General features: G+C 74.6%; 22 protein-coding genes. 8 read left to right on the forward strand and 14 right to left on the reverse strand.

All coding sequences use genetic code 11. The features are described 5' to 3' along the window. Positions 1–73: 73 nt before the first annotated feature. Together ACFRMQ_RS20545 and ACFRMQ_RS20550 are read right to left on the reverse strand one after the other, a co-directional pair. Positions 74–805: an MIP family channel protein gene (locus tag ACFRMQ_RS20545; RefSeq protein WP_380731933.1), complete on the reverse strand. Its 732-nt coding sequence runs from the start codon at positions 803–805 to the stop codon at positions 74–76. Between the two features lie 228 nt (positions 806–1,033). Beyond that, the gene (locus ACFRMQ_RS20550; RefSeq protein ID WP_380731934.1) at positions 1,034–1,966 is read right to left on the reverse strand and encodes an NADP-dependent oxidoreductase; all 933 of its coding nucleotides are present in this window, start codon (positions 1,964–1,966) and stop codon (positions 1,034–1,036) included. Between the two features lie 149 nt (positions 1,967–2,115). Here ACFRMQ_RS20550 and ACFRMQ_RS20555 point away from each other — a divergent pair, with 149 nt between their 5' ends. Continuing rightward, the gene (locus ACFRMQ_RS20555) at positions 2,116–3,507 is read left to right on the forward strand and encodes a LuxR C-terminal-related transcriptional regulator (RefSeq protein WP_380731936.1); all 1,392 of its coding nucleotides are present in this window, start codon (positions 2,116–2,118) and stop codon (positions 3,505–3,507) included. A gap of 29 nt (positions 3,508–3,536) precedes the next feature. Beyond that, positions 3,537–3,968, forward strand: a complete 432-nt coding sequence (locus tag ACFRMQ_RS20560) for a protein phosphatase (protein WP_380731937.1) — start codon at positions 3,537–3,539, stop codon at positions 3,966–3,968. A 174-nt stretch (positions 3,969–4,142) separates the two neighbouring features. On the opposite strand, the gene ACFRMQ_RS20565 is transcribed toward ACFRMQ_RS20560, so the two are convergent. From ACFRMQ_RS20565 to ACFRMQ_RS20610, 10 genes are all read right to left on the reverse strand, one after another. Then, on the reverse strand, positions 4,143–5,093 hold the full coding sequence (locus ACFRMQ_RS20565; protein WP_380731953.1) for an urease accessory protein UreD: 951 nt from the start codon (positions 5,091–5,093) through the stop codon (positions 4,143–4,145). An 89-nt stretch (positions 5,094–5,182) separates the two neighbouring features. Next, entirely contained in the window at positions 5,183–5,803 is a 621-nt protein-coding gene (ureG, locus tag ACFRMQ_RS20570) for an urease accessory protein UreG (protein ID WP_380731938.1), read from the reverse strand. A 42-nt stretch (positions 5,804–5,845) separates the two neighbouring features. Next, positions 5,846–6,526: an urease accessory protein UreF gene (locus ACFRMQ_RS20575; protein ID WP_380731954.1), complete on the reverse strand. Its 681-nt coding sequence runs from the start codon at positions 6,524–6,526 to the stop codon at positions 5,846–5,848. 134 nt (positions 6,527–6,660) lie between these two features. Then, entirely contained in the window at positions 6,661–8,385 is a 1,725-nt protein-coding gene (gene ureC / locus ACFRMQ_RS20580; RefSeq protein WP_380731939.1) for an urease subunit alpha, read from the reverse strand. Next, positions 8,385–8,816: an urease subunit beta gene (locus tag ACFRMQ_RS20585; protein WP_380731940.1), complete on the reverse strand. Its 432-nt coding sequence runs from the start codon at positions 8,814–8,816 to the stop codon at positions 8,385–8,387. Before ACFRMQ_RS20585 ends, ureC begins: the two co-directional genes overlap by 1 nt. 23 nt (positions 8,817–8,839) lie before the next feature. Further along, positions 8,840–9,721: a sirohydrochlorin chelatase gene (locus tag ACFRMQ_RS20590; protein ID WP_380731941.1), complete on the reverse strand. Its 882-nt coding sequence runs from the start codon at positions 9,719–9,721 to the stop codon at positions 8,840–8,842. 3 nt (positions 9,722–9,724) lie between these two features. Continuing rightward, positions 9,725–10,030, reverse strand: coding sequence for an urease subunit gamma (locus tag ACFRMQ_RS20595; RefSeq protein ID WP_380700332.1), 306 nt, complete (start codon positions 10,028–10,030; stop codon positions 9,725–9,727). 103 nt (positions 10,031–10,133) lie between these two features. Beyond that, positions 10,134–11,105: an urea transporter gene (locus ACFRMQ_RS20600; protein ID WP_380731942.1), complete on the reverse strand. Its 972-nt coding sequence runs from the start codon at positions 11,103–11,105 to the stop codon at positions 10,134–10,136. Between the two features lie 266 nt (positions 11,106–11,371). After that, on the reverse strand, positions 11,372–12,169 hold the full coding sequence (locus ACFRMQ_RS20605) for an alpha/beta hydrolase (RefSeq protein ID WP_380731943.1): 798 nt from the start codon (positions 12,167–12,169) through the stop codon (positions 11,372–11,374). A 314-nt stretch (positions 12,170–12,483) separates the two neighbouring features. Further along, positions 12,484–12,867 (reverse strand): VOC family protein, encoded by a 384-nt coding sequence (locus ACFRMQ_RS20610; RefSeq protein ID WP_380731944.1) that lies wholly within the window; start codon positions 12,865–12,867, stop codon positions 12,484–12,486. Between the two features lie 172 nt (positions 12,868–13,039). On the opposite strand from ACFRMQ_RS20610, the gene ACFRMQ_RS20615 reads away from it, so the two are divergent. Then, a complete protein-coding gene (locus ACFRMQ_RS20615) occupies positions 13,040–13,861 on the forward strand; it encodes a helix-turn-helix domain-containing protein (protein ID WP_380731945.1) in 822 nt (273 codons plus the stop codon). Positions 13,862–13,999: 138 nt separating this feature from the next. On the opposite strand, the gene ACFRMQ_RS20620 is transcribed toward ACFRMQ_RS20615, so the two are convergent. Next, entirely contained in the window at positions 14,000–14,425 is a 426-nt protein-coding gene (locus tag ACFRMQ_RS20620) for an alpha/beta fold hydrolase (RefSeq protein ID WP_380731946.1), read from the reverse strand. A 114-nt stretch (positions 14,426–14,539) separates the two neighbouring features. Between ACFRMQ_RS20620 and ACFRMQ_RS20625 the strand changes: the two genes are divergently transcribed. The 3 genes from ACFRMQ_RS20625 (at position 14,540) to ACFRMQ_RS20635 (ending at position 16,935) form a co-directional block, all read left to right on the forward strand. Continuing rightward, positions 14,540–15,073 (forward strand): SigE family RNA polymerase sigma factor, encoded by a 534-nt coding sequence (locus ACFRMQ_RS20625; protein WP_380731947.1) that lies wholly within the window; start codon positions 14,540–14,542, stop codon positions 15,071–15,073. Continuing rightward, positions 15,070–15,987 carry a hypothetical protein gene (locus ACFRMQ_RS20630; protein WP_380731948.1) on the forward strand — a complete coding sequence of 306 codons (918 nt, stop codon included), beginning with the start codon at positions 15,070–15,072 and terminating at the stop codon, positions 15,985–15,987. The genes ACFRMQ_RS20625 and ACFRMQ_RS20630 overlap by 4 nt, the downstream gene beginning before the upstream one ends. A 144-nt stretch (positions 15,988–16,131) precedes the next feature. Beyond that, the gene (locus tag ACFRMQ_RS20635; RefSeq protein ID WP_380731949.1) at positions 16,132–16,935 is read left to right on the forward strand and encodes a nucleotidyltransferase domain-containing protein; all 804 of its coding nucleotides are present in this window, start codon (positions 16,132–16,134) and stop codon (positions 16,933–16,935) included. A 44-nt stretch (positions 16,936–16,979) separates the two neighbouring features. Here ACFRMQ_RS20635 and ACFRMQ_RS20640 read toward each other — a convergent pair whose 3' ends face one another. Continuing rightward, complete coding sequence (locus ACFRMQ_RS20640) at positions 16,980–17,486, reverse strand: hypothetical protein (protein WP_380731950.1); 507 nt, start codon at positions 17,484–17,486, stop codon at positions 16,980–16,982. Positions 17,487–17,592: 106 nt separating this feature from the next. On the opposite strand from ACFRMQ_RS20640, the gene ACFRMQ_RS20645 reads away from it, so the two are divergent. Then, the gene (locus tag ACFRMQ_RS20645; protein ID WP_380731951.1) at positions 17,593–18,756 is read left to right on the forward strand and encodes a sensor histidine kinase; all 1,164 of its coding nucleotides are present in this window, start codon (positions 17,593–17,595) and stop codon (positions 18,754–18,756) included. After that, positions 18,747–19,391 carry a response regulator gene (locus tag ACFRMQ_RS20650; protein ID WP_380731952.1) on the forward strand — a complete coding sequence of 215 codons (645 nt, stop codon included), beginning with the start codon at positions 18,747–18,749 and terminating at the stop codon, positions 19,389–19,391. Before ACFRMQ_RS20645 ends, ACFRMQ_RS20650 begins: the two co-directional genes overlap by 10 nt. Positions 19,392–19,438: the final 47 nt, after the last annotated feature.

A 19,438-nucleotide genomic window follows, 5' to 3' on the forward strand; every position in this document is an offset into this window, starting at 1 on the left:
GCCCGGGACCGTCGGTACGGTCCGGGCCGCCGCTCGGGCGTCGTGCGGGCGTCGTGCGGGCGTCGTGCGGTGACTAGACCCGCGCGTCGGTGACCAGGGCCTGCGCCACCGGGAGGTTGGGCTGCGGGTGGGTCAGCAGGTGGACGCCCGCCGCCAGTGCGCCGCCGACCAGCGGGGCGAGCAGGAACAGCCACAGCTGGGAGAGCGCTTCGCCGCCCGCGAAGAGGGCCGGGCCGAGGCTGCGCGCCGGGTTGACCGAGGTGCCGGTGAGCGGGATGCCGACCAGGTGGATGACCGCCAGGGAGATGCCGATCGGCAGGCCGTCGAAGCCGACCGCCGCCAGCCGGTGGGTGACCGCCAGCACGACGTACACCAGCAGGAAGGTGAGCAGGACCTCGGTCAGGAACGCGCCGCCGGCGTTGATGTGCACCTGGGAGCGGTCGCCCCAGCCGTTGGTGCCGAGCTTTCCGTGGGTCTCCAGCCCCGGTATCTGCTTGGCCAGCAGCAGGACGAGCCCCGCGCCGGCGATGCCGCCGAGCAGCTGGGCGATCCAGTACGACACCGCCGTGCGCCCGTCGATCCGGCGGGCCAGCAGGAAGCCGAGCGTCACCGCCGGGTTCACGTGGCAGCCGGAGATCGGTCCGAGCGCGTAGGCGAGCGCGAGCAGCACGAAGCCGAATGCCAGCGCGATGCCCACCGGGCCGATCTGGTCGCCCGCGAGAACCGCGGCACCCACCGCCAGCAGAACCAGCAGCAGCGTCCCGAGGAACTCGCCGATCACCGCCCGCCTGTCCGTTCCACCCATACGCCTGGTCCTCCTGACCGTCAGGGCAGGCGGTCCGGTACCGCCCACGTCCGGCCAACCCTGGTCGACCGTTCGAGGGACCGCATGTCGGCCGGACGGCCTAGCGCCGTGTTCACGGCGCGTCCGCCTGCCGAATTACTCCGAACGGATGAAACCGTACGAAAATGGCGAGCCCAATGCAAAACGCATGCAAAACGGGCAGATGGGGGCAGGGCGGGCGGCGGACGGCTATCGGACCGTCAGCACGATCTTGCCGCGCAGGTGTCCGGCCTCGCTGACCCGCTGCGCCTCGGCCGCGTCCGACAGCGGGAACACCCAGTGCAGCGGCAGCCGCAGGGTGCCCTCCTCGTACAGGGCGAGCGCGGCCGCGTAGGCGCGCCGGTGGTGCGGTTCCACGCCCTCGACACCGCCGTTGAACCGGACGCCGTGCTCCTGCGCGCCAACCACGTCGGCGATGGTGAGCACCCGGTCCGCGCTGCCCGTCAGCTCGATCGACAGCGGCAGCACCCCGCCGCGCCCGGCCGCGTCCAGCGCCCGGTCCACCCCGCCCGGGGCGGCGGCCCGCACCCGCTCGGCCAGGCCCTCGCCGTACGCCACCGGGATCGCGCCGAGCTCCCGCAGGTAGGCGTGGTTCGGCTCGCTCGCGGTGCCGACCACCGTGATCCCGCGCGCCCGGGCGAACTGGAGCAGCAGGGTGCCCACCCCGCCGGCCGCGCCGTGCACCAGCAGCGTCTCGCCCGGCCGCACGCCCAGGACGTCGAGGACCCGCTCGGAGGTCTCGGCCGCCACCGGGATCGCGGCGGCCTCCTCCCAGCCCAGCCCGGCGGGCTTGTGGGCCAGCTCGGTCGCCTTCACCAGCGCGTGTTCGGCGTAGGCGCCGCCCGTCGCGTGGCCGAACACCTCGTCGCCGGGCGCGAAGCCGCTCACCCCGTCGCCCACGCCCTCGACCACGCCGGACAGCTCCACACCCGGCACATAGGGGAGGACGATGCCGAACAGTCCGGCCAGCTCACCGGTGCGCAGCCTGTGGTCCACCGGGTTGACGCCCACCGCGCGCACCGCGACCCGCACCTGGCCCGGGCCGGGGGCGGGCAGTTCGATGTCCGCCGGGTGCAGCACGTCCGCGCCGCCGAACTCGGAGAACGCGATCGCCTTGGTCATGGAAGGTCCTTCTTTCTCAGGGGAGTTGCTTGCCTCCGACGTCTTCCATCCTGCGGCCGGGGCGGCGGGTGTCCGGCCGGCCCTTCGGACGGTTCGACCTGTCCGAACGGCCAGGCGGGGCCGGCGGCACCCGAACTAGGCTGGACGCCATGGACGGCACGGGGGGCACTGGCGGCGTGAACGGCATGGTGGATGGCATGGGCGGCGCGGACGAGACCTGGCGGCAGCACTGGGGCCGGCCCGAGGACGCGCTGGCGCGGGCCCTCGAGGTGCTGCGCGCCCCCAGGCCGGACGTCCTGCCACGGCTGTCCGAGGTACTCGCCACCCTCGTCCCGCACACGGCGCTCACGCAGCTCAGCGGCGTCTGCACGTTCAGCCCCAAGCACGGCTACGGCCCGCCCGAGCTGACCGCCGCGATCGGCTCGCTGGAGCTGTCCCGGCTGGCCGAGCGCACCGCCGGCACCACCTCCACCGGCAGGCCCTGGCAGGGCGAGGCCGAACTCGCCGGACGCCCCCGGCCGGTGGTGGTCGTCGCGACCGCCCCGGGCCGCGGGAGCGACGCCCTCCTCGTCCTCGTCCGGTCGACCGGCGCGCCGGTGGCGCCCGGGGCGCTCGCCGTCCTGCAACAGCTGTGGGACCTGGTGACCGCCCACTCCGACCACCGCGCCACCGACGCCGCCCCCGCCCAGGCGGCCGCCTCCCGGGCCTCCGCCAACGCCCGCGCCCGCGCCATCGCCGAGTTCACCGGCACCCACAGCGCCGCGCTCACCGCGATCCTGGCGCCGCTGCGCTCCGCCGACCTGGACGACGCGGCGGCCCGCCGCAGCGCCACCGAACTGGCCGTCACCGCCCTGCTCGACCTGCGCCAGGGCGCCGAGCTGGACCGCACGCTCAGCGAGAAGCCCGCCGCCGACGCCTTCGCCCGGCTGGTGCGCGAGCTGCGCCCGCTGCTGCGGCACACCCGGGTCCACCTCGACGTCGCGCCTCCGGCGGAGGCCGACCGGTCCGTCCCGGCGGACGCCGCGCACACCGCCCGCGACGCCGTCCGGGTGGCCGTGCTGCTGATGCTGGAACGGGAGAAGCCGACCCGGCTGCACGTGAGCTGGCAGTTCACGCCGGACGGCCTGCTGCGCGCCGTGGTGCGCGGCGACGGCCTCGGGCTGCTCACCGCCGACGCCCTCACCGTCCACCGCACCGTCGACCGCATCGCCGGCCTCGGCGGGCGGCACCGCGTCGAGGCCGTCCCGGGCTGGGGCACCACGGTGACCGTCGACCTCCCCCTCGCCCTGCCCGAACCCGCCCTCGCCACCGACCCGTTGGACGGCCTCCAGCCGCGCGAGCTGGAGGTCCTCGATCAGCTGGCGCAGGGACGCCGCAACCGGGACATCGCGGCGGCGCTGCACATCAGCGAGTCCACGGTGAAGTTCCACGTCGCCAACATCCTCGCCAAACTCGACGTCTCCTCACGCGGCGAGGCCGCCGCTCTCGCCCACCGCGCCGGCCTGCCGCGCGGCCCGGTGGGGCTGCACGCGGCTTCCTGACCACCGAACTTCCCCCGAGAAAGGCCGACATGACCGCCCCCACCACCTGGGACCCGACCGCCCCCGGCATCCTGTGGCTGCCCTCCGGCCGCCTGCTGCGCGGCCGCGGCGTCAGTCGGCCGATGCCGCCCGGCCCCCGACCGGACTTCGGCCTCTACCTGTTGGGCCGCCGGCCGCACGTCGACTGGCCGAGCCGCTGGGTCCGCTGGCCCGACTTCCGCCTCCCCGCCGACCGCGCGGACGCCGCCGACGCCTTCCGTGAGGCCTGGGAGCGCTCCGCCACCGAACGCGTGGAACTCGCCTGCGCCGGCGGCCGCGGCCGAACGGGCACCGCGCTCGCCCGCATCGCCGTCCTGGACGGCGTCCCGGCGGCGGAGGCGGTGGCGTACGTGCGGGAGCACTACGACCGGCACGCCGTCGAAACGCCCTGGCAGCGCAAGTTCGTGGAGCGGCAGGCCTGAGCCCTGGCCGGCCGGGGCCGGGTGGGTGGCGATCCGCAGACCTCGACGACGAACCCGACCGACGACGAACCCGACCGACGACGAACCCGACCGAGGACGGAACGGATCGAGGACGGAACGGTCCACGGCGCTGCGCCCCGAGCCGGGACCATCGATCCGGTCGAGGCGCCGGGGTCACGTCTTGCGCAAATCCGGCGCCGGGACTCCGATCAGCAGCCGCCGCACCGCGTCCCAGGCCGCGCGCAGGGCGGCCGCGCAGACCCGGGTGTCGGAGCCGAGCAGCCGCAGCCAGGCGCCGCCGTCCTGGGGCAGCACGCTCACCCCGTACAGCAGGCCGGTGAACGGGCCGCCGGGGCCGGCCAGTGCCTCGTGCAGGGCATCCGCGATCCGGGCGGCCGGGGCGAGCGGGCTGAGGACGTACAGGCTGGACATCACGTCGTGTCCGGCCAGCACCGCCGGGCCGGTGACTCCCTGGCCGCCGCCCGCCGAGGGCTCCAGCCGTACGGTGTCCAGTGCCACCAACTCGCCGCCAGGGCGCCGAACTTCGAGGTCGGAGGCGAACACCCGGTAGGCGTTGCGCTCGCCCCGGGCGAGCCGGCCGGCCAGGACGGTCTCCCCGGCCAGCACCGTCGCGGCGGGGTCCACGGTGAGGACGGTCCGCTGGTAGAGGCGCGAGTCGACGAAGGGGATCACCGGCTCGGGCAGGTACTCGACGTAGGCGCCCGGGCCGGCCGTCAGGTTGACCAGCTGCGTCGCGTAGTCGTGCTCCATCCGGTAGACCTTGGTGGCCGCCTGGGTGGTGAGGTGCACCGCCGTGTCGGCACCGCAGTGCAGGTCGGTGCGGAGCCGGTCGGCCTGGAGGATGCCGCCGCCGGTGGACATCAGGAACGTGACGGCGAGGTCCGGGCGGGCCGGGTCGAAGTACAGCGGGCGCATGATCTGGAGCGGCGACTTCTGGTAGTGGCCGGTGAGTTCGGTCCGCCCGCCGATCCGCTCGAAGGCCAGTTCCAGCAGCCCGACCTTGCCGGGGCGCCCGACCGCGAGGGTGTCCGGCGTCCCGGCGTACCGCCGGACCTGGTACGGGACGCGGGCCGGCTCGTAGTGCCGCGGGTCGAGCCGGGGCACCGCCGGGACGGAGGGGCCCGCCGCGACGGAGGGGTCCGCCGCGACGGAGGGGTCCGTCACGGCGGAGCCGGCCGCGGCCGAGCGACCCGTCACGCCGGAACCGTCCGGAAGGTCTCCAGGAAGGTGGCGATCTCCTCCAGCCCCTCCCCCGTCAGGCAGTTGGTGAGCACCACCGGACCGCCCTCGCGCACCCGGTGGGCGTCGGACTCCATCACCCCGAGGTCGGCGCGGACGTACTGGGCGATGTCGATCTTGTTGATGACCAGCAGGTCCGACTCGGTGATGCCCGGGCCCCGCTTGCGGGGCATCTTCTCGCCCTCGGCGGTGTCGAGGACGAAGAGGAAGAGGTCCACCAGCACCGGGCTGAAGGTGAGCGTCAGGTTGTCGCCGCCGGACTCGTACAGCAGGGTGTCGACGTCCGGGAAGCGCTCCAGCATCTCGGCGCCGGCCGCGAGGTTCATCGTCGGGTCGTCCCGGACGGCGGTGTGCGGGCAGGCGCCGGTCTCCACGCCGACCACCCGCTCCGGATCCAGCACCCCGGCGAGGGTGCGGCGCACGTGCTGGGCGTCCTCCTGGGTGTAGATGTCGTTGGTGATCACCGCCGGGCGGTGGCCCCGGGCGATCAGCACCGGGACCAGCGCCTCGATCAGCGCCGTCTTGCCGGAGCCCACCGGCCCGCCGATGCCCACGCGGAGCACGTTCTCGGTCAACTCTCCTCCTCTGTTCCTTCGTTGCGCGAGATTTCTGGGGGTTCAGCTCATGAACAGCCGGGCCTCGGCCCGTTCGTGCCGCCCGGACATCGCGTCCGCGACCGGAACGCAGCCGCCGAGGTCGGCCGGCTCCCGCTCCAGGGCGGCGGACACCACCTCACGGATCACCGGGGCGGTCTCCCGCAGCACCACCTGCGCCTTGCGGTGGTCGGTCAGCCGCAGCCGCAGGGCCGCGCCGACGAAGCTGGCGCAGAACGCGAACAGGTCGCTGGTGACGGCCTGTTCGACCGGGACCCCGGCCGAGGCGTACGCCACCCCGGCCACCACCGCCTGGCAGCCGGGGGCCCGCTTGTCCGCGACCAGGGCGGCGTACCGCTCCAGCTCCTCGCCGCCCACCGACTCCCGGGCGATGTCCAGGAGTTGGCGGCCGGTCCGGGTGGCGGCCAGGCGCAGCTCGCGGTTGAGCTTGGTGGCGTGGAGCCGCTGGTCGGTCTCGGCCAGGAGGTCCGCGTCACCGGCCAGGGCCGCCCGGTGGGCCAGCACCAGTGCCGTGGCGTCGGACGGTCCGACGCTGTGCCGGAGCAGGTCGGCGAGCAGTCCGGGCAGGGTGTCCGGGGTGACGGCCTTCGCCTGGGCGTAGCCCTCCAGGCCGTGCGAGAGGGTGTAGAAGCCGCTGGGGAAGGCCGAGTCGGTCAGCTGGAGGCAGACCAACAGGGCGTCCAGGCCGCTCGGGGCGTCCGGCCCACCACCGTGAACGCCGTCCCGGCCACCATCCCGGACGGCGGGCGGGACAGCGGGCGGGACTCCGTCCCGGACACCGGGCGGGACTCCGCCCGGAGCACCGTCGAGACCGCTGTTCACGCGAGGTAGAACAGGTGGTTGAGCGGCAGTTCGCGGGCCGGCTCGATGGTGGCGGGCTCGCCGTCCAGGGTGACCCGGTAGGTCTCCGGGTCGACCGCGATCTTCGGCAGCGCGTCGTTGCGCACCATGTGCTGCTTGCCGACCGAGCGGCACCGCCGCACCGGCAACACCTTGCTCTCCAGGCCGAGTCGGGCCGGGACGCCGAGGTCGATCGCGGCCTGGGACATGAAGGACACCCGGGTGGCCTGCCTGGCCCGGCCGTACTGGCCGAACATCGGACGGTAGTAGACCGGCTGCGGGGTGGGCAGCGAGGCGTTCGGGTCGCCCATCAGCGCCCAGCTGATCACGCCGCCCTTGATGACCATCTTCGGCTTGGCGGCGAAGGAGTTGATCGGCCAGAGCACGATGTCGGCGAGCTTGCCGGGCTCCAGCGAGCCGATGTGGTCGGCGGTGCCGGAGGCGATGGCGGGGTTGATGGTGAGCTTGGCGAGGTAGCGCAGGACCCGGACGTTGTCGTTGCGCTCGCTGTCGCCGGCCAGCTTGCCGCGCTGGTCCTTGCAGTGGTGGGCGGTCTGGAAGGCGCGGGCGAAGGACTCGCCGATCCGGCCCATCGCCTGCGAGTCGGAGGAGAAGATCGAGATGACGCCCTCGTCGTGCAGCACCGTCTCGGCGGCGATGGTCTCGGCGCGGACCCGGGAGTCGGCGAAGGAGACGTCCTCGGGGATGTTGTGGCTGAGGTGGTGGCAGACCATCACCATGTCCAGCAGTTCGTCCACCGAGTTGACGGTGTAGGGCAGCGTGGGGTTGGTGGAGGACGGCAGCACGTTGGGCTCGCCGGCGATCCGCATGATGTCGGGGGCGTGGCCGCCGCCCGCGCCCTCGGTGTGGAAGGTGTGGATGGTGCGGCCGTCGATCGCGGACAGGGTGTCCTCGAAGTAGCCGGACTCGTTGAGGGTGTCGGTGTGGATGGCCACCTGGACGTCGTACTCGTCGGCGACGCTCAGCGCGGTGTCGATCGCGGCCGGGGTGCTGCCCCAGTCCTCGTGCACCTTGAGTCCGCACACGCCCGCCTCGACCTGCTCGCGCAGCGCGCCGGGCAGCGAGCCGTTGCCCTTGCCCAGCAGTCCGACGTTCACCGGCAGGTCCTCGACCGCCTGGTACATCCGGTGGATGTTCCACGGGCCGGGGGTGCAGGTGGTGCCGTTGGTGCCGTCGGACGGGCCGGTGCCGCCGCCGATCAGGGTGGTGATGCCGTTGCTCAGCGCCTCCGGCACCTGCTGCGGGGCGATGAAGTGGATGTGGGTGTCGATGCCGCCGGCGGTGGCGATCAGGTGCTCGCCGGAGATCACCTCGGTGCCGGGGCCGATCACCAGCAACGGGTGCACGCCGCTCTGGGTGTGCGGGTTGCCGGCCTTGCCGACGGCGACGATGAAGCCGTCCTTGACGCCGATGTCGCCCTTGACCACGCCGAGCACCGCGTCCATCACCACCACGTTGGTGATGACCAGGTCGAGCGCGCCCTGCACCGAGGTCGCGGCCGGGTCCTGGGCCATGCCGTCGCGGATGCCCTTGCCGCCGCCGTAGACCGCCTCGTCGCCGTAGTGGCCCTGGTTGAAGTCCTGCTCGACCTCGACCACGAGGTTGGTGTCGGCGAGGTGGAAGCGGTCGCCGACGGTGGGGCCGAAGAGGTCGGTGTACTGCTTGCGGGAGAGGATGGCCATCAGCGGTCGCCTTCCTGGTGGGCCGCCGAGTCGTTCCCCGGCTGGATCTTGTGGTCGAGGTCGGTGCCCTTGAAGCCGCGGGCGATGGCCCGGTCGATGGCCCGGGCCCGGGTGTCGGGCGCGGTGATGCCGCCGTCCACGAGGTTGGCGAAGCCGACCAGGCGGCGGTGGCCGCCGAACTCGGCGAGCGTGACGTCCTTGGTGTCGCCGGGCTCGAACCGCACGGCGGTCCCGGCCGGGATGTCGAGGTGCTTGCCGAAGGCGGCGTTGCGGTCGAAGTCGAGGGCGCGGTTGGCCTCGAAGAAGTGGTAGTGCGAACCGACCTGGATCGCGCGGTCGCCGGTGTTGCTGACCGTGACGGTGGCCTTGGCGCGGCCGGCGTTGATCTCCACCGGGTCGTCGCCGTACAGGTATGCGGCGCCACCAGACATGGCTGGCCTTCCTCTCTGCCGGATCAGTGGGGGGTGTGTGCGGGTTGGTGTGCGTGGGGGGTGTGTGCGTGGGGGGTGTGTGCGTGGCTGTGGTGCTGGTGCGGCTCCCCCGGCCCGTGCCCGTGACCGTGGCCGTGACTGTGCCGCGGCTCCCCCGGCCCGTGACTGTGCGCGTAGCCGTGCCCGTGCTCGGCGTCGAGGCCCGCCAGGATGCCGTCCTCCCCGTGCCCGAGCAGGTGCAGCGCCGCCGCCGTCCGGGCCGCGACCACCCCGGCGACGGCGGACGGCCGCAGCAGCGGACCGCCGTCCCGCACACCGGGCAGGGCCCCGCGCAGGGCGGGCCCGAAGGAGGCCGGGACGGCCGTCACCTCGCGGGCGCCGAGCAGTCGGCAGCGTTCGGCGCCCTCGGCCGGGTCGGGGTCGCCGCCGTCGAAGGCGACCTCCACCCAGCGATGCCGGCCGTACTGGCGGGCGAGGCGGGCGATCCGGAACAGTTCGGCGTCCTCGAAGGGGCCGGCCACCGGAGCGGTGACCAGCACCGCGCCGTCGGGGGCGGTGCCGGCCGCGGCGCGCAGCCAGCCGATCAGGTGGTCGGCGGTGCCGAACGGGGCGGTCAGGGCGAGCCGTCCGCGGCCCTCCCCGGCGGCCAGCCAGCGCAGCGCGCGGGCGGTGTCGGCGACCAGTTTCGGGTCACGCCCGAGGGTCATCGGTACGACGCACACCGGTCCGTCGCCCGCCGCCGCGAGCGCCGACCGTACGGCCTCGCCGAGCGGGCGGCCGGAGGGGGCGGCGGCGTGCACGACGGGTCCGGCGGCTCCGGGCGCGACCAGGGCGGCCAGGGTCCGTCCGCCGTCGCTCTCGTGCCCGCCGGCCAGCACCACGGTGGCGGCCTGAGGCTGGGCCATCGCTCAGGCACCCACCGGGTCGTGGCAGGAGACCAGCTTGGTCCCGTCCACGAACGCCGCCTCGACCTGGAGCAGCGGGAGCATCTCGCGCACGCCGGGCATGACGTCCTCGCCGCTGACGACCTGCTTGCCGATCTCCATGCACTCGGCGACGGTGCGGCCGTCCCGGGCGCCCTCCATGATCGCCTCGCTGATCAGCGCGCAGGCTTCGCTGTAGTTCAGTTTGACGCCGCGATCGCGGCGTTTGCGGGCCAGGTCGGCCACGACGTAGATGTACAGCTTGTCCATCTCACGCGGCGAGAGATTCACGGGAATCACTCTTCCTTTCCGAGAATCCGGTGACGAGAATCCGGTGATCGAGAAATGCGAAACGTCCGCAAGACGCAGGACGCACAAGGAAGTTGGTGGGTATTCAGATCCGGCGCAGGCGCGGCACGGCCGGCACCGCCGCCAGGAACAGCATCGTGGTCAGCACGAACGGCCACGTGAAGGCGTGGCCGCCGAAGGGCGCGCAGACCGCGCCGAGCGCCGGGGTGAGCACGGTCGCGGCGGCCGCGCCGACCAGGGCGTACGCCGCGCTCCAGCCGTCGGGCGCCAGGAAGACCCCGCACAGCGCGAGCGCCACCAGCACCCCGCTGTAGCCGAGCAGCCCCTGCCCGACCGACTCGCCGGGCGCGCCGAAAGCCCAGGCCGTGACCAGTCCGGCGGCACTTCCCGCACAGGCCATCAGGCCCGCCAGGCGACTCGCCGCGAACAGGCCGGCCAGGAACAGCAGGCCGACGTACCACTGCGGCATGAAGAAGATCTGACCGATGTTCGCGAAGAACCCGTGCCAGAGCTGATCCCAGCTCAGACCGGTCGGACCGGCGGCCGGGACGGGCAGCGCGGCGGGCGCGGGCGCGCCGTGCCACAGCCGCCGGAAGCCGGGGGCGGCGGCCGTGACGGCCGTCGCGACCAGGCAGAACGGCGCGGTCAGCGCGGGCAGACCCCGGCCGGCGAGCAGGGCGCCGACCCCCGCGGTGACCACCACGGCGACGGCGGCCCCGAGGACCGCCACGGCGACCGTCGCCGGGTGTCCGGTGCCCAGGAAGACGGCACAACCCAGCGCCACCAGGCACCCGTTGTACCCGTGCAGCCCGGCCCCGACGGCCTCCCGGTCGAGCCCGAGCCCGTACGCGACGGCGGTGGAGACGGCGCTGCCGAGCAGCCCGTAGAGGCCGTACTGCCAGCCGGCGGCGAACAGTGCGGCCACGAAGAAGAGTCCGCAGACGACGGACGGCATGAAATCCACCTGCGCGACGCCCCGGAGGACTTCCGCGACCACCCTGCCGGATATCGGACGAGCCGCCACCGAGGCGCTCTCCCCACCGATTTGCTGACCCATGCTGCGCACCAATTTTCCGGTACGGCCGGCCTGCCGAAAGTCGGCCCCGGCGATTCCTCCGGAACCGTACTCCTCCGAAATGCGAAGTCCAGGGGGCGCGGAGGGTTACGCCAAATCCACGAAGGGTGACCGACAGGCCGCTGAGCTGCAACAATCTGTTGAACCGACTGCCGGTCAAGTTCGTTGCAGGGAGAAATCCTTTGCGAAGTTTTACTGACGGTTGGCATCGGCCGGGCCGAAGTCCGCACTCACCACACAGGGCTCACTCAGCGGGCACTCAGGTAGCCGGTCAGAAACCTCTCGGACGAGTCCAGTTCGGCCTCCGGCACCTCCAGATGGCCGCCGGAGTTGGCGTGCAGGGTCTTCCGCCGCGAGCCCAGCGCGCCGAACAGCGCGAGCGCCCACTCGCGCGGCACCAGCCGGTCGTCCCACTGCATCAGGAACTCCACCGGCACGCCGACCCGCCCCGCCGCCTCCGCCTGCGATCCGTGCCCCGTCAGCCCGAACACCGCCGCGACGACGCGCGGTTCGGCCGCCACCAGCGGGATGCCGATCACGCTGCCCAGCGACAGCCCCCAGTACCCGACCGGCCAGAGGCCCTCCCCCGCGCCGGCCCGCGCCTCCTCGCCCCGCGTCCCCTCACCCCGTGCCTCCTCACCCCGTGCCTCCTCGTCCAGCGCGTCCAGCACGGCCACCCACTCCGGCACCGCCCGCTCCGCGAGCGCCGCCGTGTGCCGCGCCACCCACGCGCTGACCGGCCGGCCCGCCGCGATCAGCTCCCCGATCTCGGTGGCGAACCGCTCGTCCTGCGCGCTGCGCGGCCGCTCCCCGTGCCCCGGCGCGTCCAGCGCCACGGCCGCGAAGCCGTGCCCCCGCACGCACCGCCCGGCCCGCTCCACCAGCCCCGTCCCCAGCTTGTGCCCGCCGCCGCCGTGCCCCAGCAGCACCAACGGCCGCCCGCCCAGCGGCAGCCCCTCCGGCTGCCAGAGCACACCGGGCACGCCGTCGAGGGTGAAGCCGCGCCGCGTCACGCCGCCCGAGCTGGATTCCGAGGTGAAGTGCACTCCGCCATCATGGCTCCCGACTGGAGTTCGAGTCCCGGCTTTCACCGTTGTGGCGGAATCGGCCACCCAGCACCCGCCCGGCGGCCCTCGGCGCGCTCGGCGCAGCGGGGAGAGGAACCAGTACGCGGGCGGTCACGTCACGGCCTGCCCGGACGGAACGGCCTCCCTCGCCGCACCGGCCGTTCCGATGGTGCGCGCCGGCTCGAACGGCCTTGGAGATCCGGACAGTTCAGCTGCGTCGAGCAGGGCGAGGAGGAGGGCGAGGAGCCGCCGCGACGGCGCCGCAGGCTCCTCGCCCTCCTCGATCCCGACGGTCAGTCGTCGGCGCCGGCGGGAGTCAGGCAGAACGGGTGCCCCTGCGGGTCGAGCAGCACGACCCACTCGCCCCCACCCGGCTGGAAGTCGGGCCGGGTGGCCCCGAGGGCGGTCAACTCCTCGACGACGGAGGGAAGATCGGCGACGGGGAAGTCGAGGTGCAGCCGCGGGCCGCCCTCCGGCCAGCCCCTCCCCCGGTGGCCTTCCCCCTCCTCGACCCGGGCGAAGGCCAGCCCGGGCCCGGGGCCGGCCGGGGCGAGAGCGGCGAAGTCCGCGTCGCTGTGGGTGAGTTCCCAGCCGGTGGCCTTCCGGTAGAAGTCGGCGAGCGCGACCGGGTCGGCGCAGTCGAGGACGATCGTGGCGGGACGGTTCAGTACGGACATGGCGCGCGCTCCTGCGATGCTCGGACGGTTGCGGGTGGCTACGGATGGCTGCGGACGGCCGCGCGTGGTCGCGGGTGACCGCCGGACACAGCCTGCCGCCCGCCCGCCCCGCCGGTCTTGAACATCCTTGCGTTCGGCCCCGGTGTCGGACCCGGCCCGTACCCTGCCGACCGTGATCACCGCCGAACCCGTCGCCGCCCGGCCCGACTTCGACATCAGCGCGGTCGCCTGCCGCAACGACCACACCCGCTGGTCCCCACCGGAGGCCCATCGCGGCCACCGCGTCGTGCTGGTCCGGCACGGCCGCTTCCGGCGCCGGGCCGCCGGAGTGGCCGCCGACCTCGACCCGAGCCTCGGCTACCTCGGCGCCCCGGGCGAGGAGGAGAGCTTCGCCCACCCCAGCGGCGGTGACCGGTGCACCTCGATCAGCGTGACGCCCGCGCTCTGGCGCTCCCTCGCCGGTGACGGCGGCCCCGGTCCGAACTCCGGCCCGTTCTACGTCGACCCGCCGCTCGGCCTCGCCCACCGCCGCCTCCTGGCCTCCGCCCGCGCGGGGGACGTCGACTACGCCGTCACCGAACAGCTGCTCGGCCTGCTGGCCACCACCGTCGCCCGGACGGCCACCGGGCCGACCCCCGCCACGGCCCGCCCCACGGCCGCCCACGACCGCGCCCTGGTCGCCGCGGCCCGCGAGGCGATCGCCGAGGACCACCCGGCCTCACGCACCCTGCTGTCGCTCGCCGGCCTCCTGGGCGTCTCCCCGTACCGCCTGAGCCGCGCTTTCCCCCGCGAACTCGGCGTCTCCCTGACCCACCACCGCCACCACGTCCGGATCGCCCGCGCCCTCGACCGCCTCCAGGCCGGTGAACCCAGCCTCGCCGCCCTCGCCACCGACCTCGGCTACGCCGACCAGGCCCACCTCACCCGCACCCTGCGCCACCACCTCGGCCACACCCCGTCCGCCGTCCGCCGGCTGCTCGCGCCGGCCCCCTGAACCGATCCCGCCGGAGCCCGCGCCCCCGCGCCGACGGCCCTGGCCCGGGACGGCACCGTGGGCCCGGGGCCGCGGACGGCACCGTGAGGCCGGGGCCGCGGACGGCACCGTGAGGCCGGGGGGCCCAGACGGCCCGGGCTATCCCACGGCGGCGTCGATCTCCCCGGCCTCGACGAGTTCGTCCTCGCGCCCGCCGAACGCCCGCAGGGTGTCGCCGCGCCGGTGACCGGGCATGCCCGCGCAGAGCAGCGCCAGCGAGGTGACCGCCTCGGGGCGCAGCGCGGCGGCCGTGAGGGCGATCCGGCCGCCGTGGGAGGCGCCGACCAGGGCGGCGGCCTCGATGCCCAGGTGGTCGAGCAGGTCGAGGACGTCCGCGCTGTCGCTGTACGGGCGGTCCGAGAGCGGCGAGTCGCCGAAGTGTCGGAAGTCGCAGCGGACCACCCGGTACCCGGCGTCGATCAGCGGCTGCCACTGGGCATCCCACATCCGGCGGTCGCACACCGAGGAGTGCAGCAGCAGCACCACGGCGGGCCCGCTGCCCGCGACGTCATGAGAAATGATCATCCGGCGGATCGTCGTGCCGCCACCGGCCACCGACCGGGCGAATTCCGGCACGCCGCGGCCACCGGTAAGCGTTTCCGGCCGCCGCCGGGCTCTGGACGGGTGGAGGAGGTGCTCATGAAGGAAGCGAAGAGCGGTCGGGACGAGGAGTTCCAGACGTTCATCGTCGCGGTCTGGCCCCGCCTGGTGCGGACGGCGTACCTGCTGGCCGGCGAGCAGTACGCGGCGGAGGACCTGGTGCAGTCCGCCGCGGAGAAGGCCTGCGCGGCCTGGTCGAAGGTGCGCCGGGCCGACGACCGGTACGCCTACGTGCGGCGGATCCTGGTCAACCAGCACGCCCGCCGCTGGCGCCGCCGGGCGCCGGAGCTACTGGTGGACGCGGTGCCGGACGCGGCGGGGGTCGAGGACGGCTTCGCCCGGTCCGACCAGCGCGGGGCCCTGCTGGCCGCGCTGGCCACCCTGCCGCCGCGCCAGCGCGAGGCGGTGGTGCTGCGGCACTGGGAGGACCTGAGCGACAGCTCGACCGCGGCGGCCATGGGGTGCTCGGTGGGCGCGGTGCGCAGCCACGCGGCGAAGGGGATCGCGCGGCTGCGGCAGGTCACGGCGCTGGTGGAGTTCAAGGACACGACGCACATCGGAGGGGCGGCATGAGCGACGGCATCAACCGGAATCCCGTGGACGACGGCCAGGAGGAGTGGCTGGGGCTCGGCCTGGCCGAGGCGGCGGCCGGGGCGAGGATCGGCCCGGCACCGGTGGCGGACATCGTGGCGGGCGGCCACCGGCTGCGGCGGCGCCGCCGTTCGGTGGTCGGCGCGGTGGCGCTGGCCGCGGTGGTGGCACTGGCCGGCGGGACGGTGGCGCAGCTGCGCCCGGGCCCGGCGCCCGCCCAGCGGATCGGCCCGGCGCAGGTCGGCGCCGTGCCGTCGCCCACGGCCGCCTCCGCGACGAGCGCGGCCCCCGCCGTACGGGACCCGCTCACGCCGGTCCGGACGCTGCTGAACGAGGGCCTGACGGCGGACGGCAAGCAGTGGCAGGTGTGGCACGAGCTGTGGCCGCTGGCCCCGAAGGAGCGGGCGTTCGAGCAGGCGACGGCGGTGCGGGCGGAGCGCGGCCGCTACGACGCGAGCGTCGCCATGGTGACGGAGGAGTACGTCCGGCAGTACTGGCAGCCGGACTCCGATGTCGTCGACGTCTACTTCACGGTGGACGGGGTGCGGATCGGCCACGACTACGAGGGCACCCGGCCGGCCCCCGGGAAGGTGGACCCGCGCTCCCGGACCGAGTTCAACGGCGGCCTGATCGGCCGTTCCAGCAAGGACGGCATCGTGCCCCCGGTCGACCTGGTGCTGATCGAGCTCGGTCCGGACGTCGGCCGGGTGGCGGTGACCTGGGAGGACGGCACCACCACCGAGCCACGGGTCGTCACGGTGGCCGACTCCCCCATCCGGGAGATGGCGGTGGCCCGCCCTGGGACGATGCGGGCGAAGTCCTGGCAGTTCTACGACAAGGACGGCAACCGGCTCCAGGACTCCGACGCCAAGTACCTCACCGAGTCGCCCTACTGATCCGTGCCCGAGCGGCACCCGGCGGCACCTCCGCGCGCACCTCCGTGAACGCCCGGGCGGCACACCGGACTTCCCCGCACCCGAGCACCCGAGCACCCGAGCACCCGAGCACCCGAGCACCCGAGCACCTGCCAGACTCTCCCCATGCGCGCGATCATCGAGTCCATGGCCGGGCGACTCACCCGGGTGCCGGGTGTGGTGGGGGTGATGCTCGGCGGGAGCCGGGCGCGGGGTGAGGAACGGCCCGGTTCGGACTGGGACCTCGGGGTGTACTACCGGGGGGCCCTCGGCCTCGACGCGCTGCGAGCGCTCGCCGGGCCGGAGGTGGAGGTGGCCGGCCCGGGCGGCTGGGGTCCGTGGGTGAACGGCGGGGCGTGGCTGCGGGTCGACGGGGTCGCGGTGGACTGGATCCTGCGGGACCTCGACCGGGTCGAACAGGTGTGGGCGGACTGCCGCGAGGGCCGCTACGAGGTGGGGACGCAGGCCGGGCACCCGCTCGGCTTCTGGTCGCCCTGCTACCCGGGCGAGGTCGCGCTCGGCGGGCTACTGGCCGACCCCACCGGCGAGTTGGCGACGCTCAAGCGCCGGACGGCCGACTATCCGGAGCCGCTGCGCGAGGCCCTGACCGCCGCCACTTGGGAGGCCGGGTTCCTGGTGGACACCGCGGCGAAGGGCGCAGCCCGCGCGGACGCCCTGCACGTGTCGCTCTGCCTGTCCCGGGCCGTCGGCATCCTGGTCCAGGCCCTGTACGCCCATCACCGCCGGTGGTGCCTCAACGAGAAGGGCGCCCTGGCCGTGGCGGAGCGGCTGCCGGACACCCCGGCGGAGTTCGGCCGGACGGTTCGCTCGCTCCTGGCGGCCCCGGGCGGCAGCGCCGCGGAACTCGAAGCCACCCTCGCCCGCGCCCGGGAGCTGACCCGGGAGACCGTGGCCGCGCTGGGCCGCTGAGCCTCCGGGCCGCCCCTGGACGGAGCGGGGGGCACGACGAGCGGTCAGTCCCGGTACCAGGAGGCGGTGGGCGCGTGGTCGGGCGCCGACACCACGTCGAGGGCGGCCGCCTTCAGCTCCCGCTCCCACTCCTGCCGGACCGCGGACGGCCACGACTCGAAGCAGCCCTCGCAGCAGGGCTCGTCGGTCACGCTCAGGAGCCGCCGTTCCGCGTCGGTCAGGTCGCCACCGGAGATCCAGCGGAGCCGGCCGAACGCCTTCGCCGCGGTGATCTCCCCGGACGTCAGCCGCGCCGCCGCATGGTGCAGCGCGGCGCGCTCGACGAAGGCGTCGTCCGGCACCGGCAGGCCGAGTTCGGCCATCGCCTGCCAGAGCAGTTCCTCCAGCTCGGCCGAGCTCTCGCCGCGGCCCGGCCGCCCCGCGAGGTCGCACAGCGCCGACGACTGCCCGCCGATGCCCTCGGCCAACAGGTTCGCGGCTGCCATCGGCAGGTCCTCGGGCGTGACCAGACCGGCGGAGTACTGCCAGCCCAGGGTGAAAGCGTCGTCCATGGCACCATCCTGACCCGGAGGCCGGAGCCGTGGCCAGCGAATATGCCGGGCGGAGCCGGCCGGCACCGCCGCCCCCGCCCGCACCGACCCCGTAAGCTCGGACCCCATGCAGGGGGACACAACGGACCGGACGCCGTGGCCGCGCCGCGCCGTGGGGTTCCTGCTCGGCGTCCCGAGTGCCGTCCCCGCCGCCCTGTACCTGCTCCTCACGGCCGTCGTCCTCGGCCCGTTCCTGCTCCGGCCGCGCCACCGGCCCCACGCCGTGGGGAGGTTGATGCCCGGGGTGCGCCGGCTGGCCGCCCTGGAACGGGCCCGGCGCCGCGTGTTCTTCGGCGACCGCTTCCCCCGCCACTACCGGGCGCAGGACCCGAGGCTGCTGCGCTACCTGGTGGCGCGGGCCGGCGGCGGGCTGGTCACCGGGGCGGTGCTGGCGCTGCTGGGCTTCGGCGCGGGGCTGGCCGTCCTGCTGGCCGGCGGGGTGCTGCGCGGCTCGCTCGGCTGGGCGCAGCTGGCGATCCAGGTCCTGCTCGGCGGGGTGCTGCTCTTCCTCGCCGTGCAGGGCCTGTTCTCCCTGGCCGCGCTGGACGCGCGGCTCGCCCGCGCGTGCTTCGGCCCGTCCGAGGCCGAGCTGCTGCGCCGCCGGGTCGCCGAACTCGCCGACAGCCGGGCCGCGGTGGTGCGGGCGGTGGACACCGAGCGGCGCCGGATCGAGCGGGACCTGCACGACGGCGTCCAGCAGCGGGTGGTGGCGCTGGCGATGCTGCTCGGCCGGTCGCGGCGCGGACTGGAGCGCCACCAGGACCGGGAGCTCACGGCGGAACTGCTGCGCCAGGCGCACCGGGAGGCGCGGGGGCTGCTGACCGAACTGCGCGAGGTGGCCTGGCGGGCGTACCCGTCGGCGCTGGACACCCTGGGGCTGGAGGAGGCGCTGGGCGGGGTCTCCGAGCGCTGCGCGATCCCGCTGCGGCTCCACTACGAGGTGCCCGGCCCGCTGCCCGGCCCGGTGCGGACCGCGGCCTACTTCGTGGTGTCGGAGTGTGTCACCAACGCCGCCAAGCACTCCGGTGCCTCGGCGGTCTCGGCCCGGGTGGTCGGGACCGCCGCGCTGCTCACCGTCCGGGTGGAGGACGACGGCCGCGGTGGCGCGGACCCGGCGGGCAGCGGCCTGGCCGGTCTGCGCGGGCGGGTCGCCGCGCTGGACGGCTCTCTCCACGTCCACAGCCCCGTCGGGGGCCCGACCGTCATCACCGCGGAGCTGCCATGCGCGTGACCCTCGCCGAGGACTCGACCCTGCTGCGGGAGGGGCTGGTCCGCCTGCTCGCCGAGGAGGGGCACCAGGTGCTGGCCGCGGTCGGTGACGCGACGGCCCTGCTCGCGGCCGTGGCGCGGCAGCCGCCGGACGTCGTGGTGGTGGACATCCGGATGCCGCCGTCCCACACCGACGAGGGGCTCAGGGCGGCGGTGGAGATCCGCGGGCGGTGGCCGGACACCGGGGTCCTGGTCCTCTCCCAGCACGTCGAACGCGGTTACGCGGCCCGGCTGTTGGACACGGGCGCGGAGCGGGTCGGCTATCTGCTGAAGGACCGGGTGGCCGAGGTGGAGGAGTTCCTGGACGCCCTGACGCGGGTCGCGGCGGGCGGCGCGGTGATCGACCCGGAGGTGGTCCGGCAGCTGGTGGTCCGCACCACCCGCGCCGATCCGCTGGCCCGGCTGACCCCGCGCGAGCGCAGCGTCCTGGAGGCACTCGCCGAGGGCTGGACCAACACCGCCGTCGCGCAGCGGCTGCACATCTCGCTGAGCGCGGTGGAGAAGAACCTCAACGCCGTCTTCGACAAGCTGGAGCTGCCCCGCACCACCGACCACAACCGCCGTGTCCTGGCCGTGCTGCGTTACCTCGGCGGGTAGCCGGCCCGCGGACGGCGGCGCTCAGGGCTTTCCCGGCTCCCGGGCCC

The organism is Kitasatospora sp. NPDC056783 (assembly GCF_042789895.1).
Classification (GTDB): domain Bacteria; phylum Actinomycetota; class Actinomycetes; order Streptomycetales; family Streptomycetaceae; genus Kitasatospora.